Raw genomic sequence first — 2095 nt, forward strand, 5'->3', positions numbered from 1 at the left:
AGTCAAAACCCGCCAACACCCCCTCTGAGCCGGGAACCAGGTTCAGAGGTTATACATTCCGGTTGATCCTGCCGGAGGCCATTGCTATTGGGATTCGATTTAGCCATGCTAGTCGCACGAGTTCAGACTCGTGGCGAATAGCTCAGTAACACGTGGCCAAACTACCCTTCGGACCGTCATACCCTCGGGAAACTGAGGTTAATAACAGATACCACAGTCCACCTGGAATGAGGACTGTGCCAAACGCTCCGGCGCCGAAGGATGTGGCTGCGGCCGATTAGGTAGACGGTGGGGTAACGGCCCACCGTGCCAATAATCGGTACGGGTCATGAGAGTGAGAACCCGGAGACGGAATCTGAGACAAGATTCCGGGCCCTACGGGGCGCAGCAGGCGCGAAACCTTTACACTGCACGACAGTGCGATAAGGGAATCCCAAGTGCGTAGGCATAGAGCCTACGCTTTTGTCCACCGTAGGGAGGTGGACGAATAAGGGCTGGGCAAGACCGGTGCCAGCCGCCGCGGTAATACCGGCAGCCCGAGTGATGGCCGATCTTATTGGGCCTAAAGCGTCCGTAGCTGGCCGCACAAGTCCATCGGAAAATCCACCCGCTCAACGGGTGGGCGTCCGGTGGAAACTGTGTGGCTTGGGACCGGAAGGCGCGACGGGTACGTCCGGGGTAGGAGTGAAATCCCGTAATCCTGGACGGACCGCCGATGGCGAAAGCACGTCGCGAGAACGGATCCGACAGTGAGGGACGAAAGCTAGGGTCTCGAACCGGATTAGATACCCGGGTAGTCCTAGCCGTAAACAATGCCTGCTAGGTGTGGCTCCCACTACGAGTGGGTGCTGTGCCGTAGGGAAGCCGCTAAGCAGGCCGCCTGGGAAGTACGTCCGCAAGGATGAAACTTAAAGGAATTGGCGGGGGAGCACTACAACCGGAGGAGCCTGCGGTTTAATTGGACTCAACGCCGGACATCTCACCAGCATCGACTGTAATAATGACGATCAGGTTGATGACCTTATCCGAGTTTCAGAGAGGAGGTGCATGGCCGCCGTCAGCTCGTACCGTGAGGCGTCCTGTTAAGTCAGGCAACGAGCGAGACCCGCATCCTTACTTGCCAGCAGCACTGCGAAGTGGCTGGGGACAGTAGGGAGACCGCCGTGGCCAACACGGAGGAAGGAACGGGCAACGGTAGGTCAGTATGCCCCGAATGTGCTGGGCAACACGCGGGCTACAATGGTCAGGACAAAGGGTTCCAACTCCGAAAGGAGACGGTAATCTCAGAAACCTGATCGTAGTTCGGATTGTGGGCTGCAACTCGCCCACATGAAGCTGGATTCGGTAGTAATCGCGTGTCACAAGCGCGCGGTGAATACGTCCCTGCTCCTTGCACACACCGCCCGTCAAAGCACCCGAGTGAGGTCCGGATGAGGCTCGTTTCACGAGTCGAATCTGGGCTTCGCAAGGGGGCTTAAGTCGTAACAAGGTAGCCGTAGGGGAATCTGCGGCTGGATCACCTCCACAGACCCGAGACTCCCGCTCCGCGGGAGCTCACCTTTCGACCGTTCACACGAACGGTCACTATTCATGCATGGTCACGTCCGTTCACCCACCGATCTGGACACCGACGAACTACCACGGCTCACACTACACACAGAGCCTTCCCACCATGGGAAGGTGGGCTCATAGCTCAGCGGTAGAGTGCCTCCCTTGCAAGGAGGATGCCCTGGGTTCGAATCCCAGTGAGTCCATGTCCCCCAACGCGAATCCGTCCCCTTAAGTGGGCGACGCGACTCCGTTGGGTTACGACGACCGATGCACCATCCCGGGAAACCGCGGATGGGAAGGGTTCGACGAACGCCCCGCCAGGGCGATTCGATGACGACCGTGTATACGTGCGATCCAGACGTCCACTGAACTCATACGAGTTCGTGGAACGTCAGTGAACCATATACAGTCGGGTGACACTATGTCACTTGACACCGTTGGAGGTTCCTTACGGAACCGTCCAACACACTACTGGCTACTGTGCCAGCTGGTGAATGGCTCGGCTCGAGAGCCGACGAAGGACGTGCCAAGCTGCGAAAAGCTC

1 tRNA gene and 2 rRNA genes are annotated in these 2095 nt (G+C 58.1%); all 3 read left to right on the plus strand.

Annotated elements, in window-relative coordinates:
- Positions 1-55: 55 nt before the first annotated feature.
- Positions 56-1525, plus strand: a 16S ribosomal RNA gene (locus B4V04_RS16860).
- A gap of 157 nt (positions 1526-1682) precedes the next feature.
- Positions 1683-1754 (plus strand) — tRNA-Ala (locus tag B4V04_RS16865).
- A 263-nt stretch (positions 1755-2017) separates the two neighbouring features.
- Positions 2018-2095: ribosomal RNA gene (locus B4V04_RS16870) — 23S ribosomal RNA — on the plus strand; the annotation flags it as partial.

Source organism: Halorubrum sp. B52, from assembly GCF_059752555.1.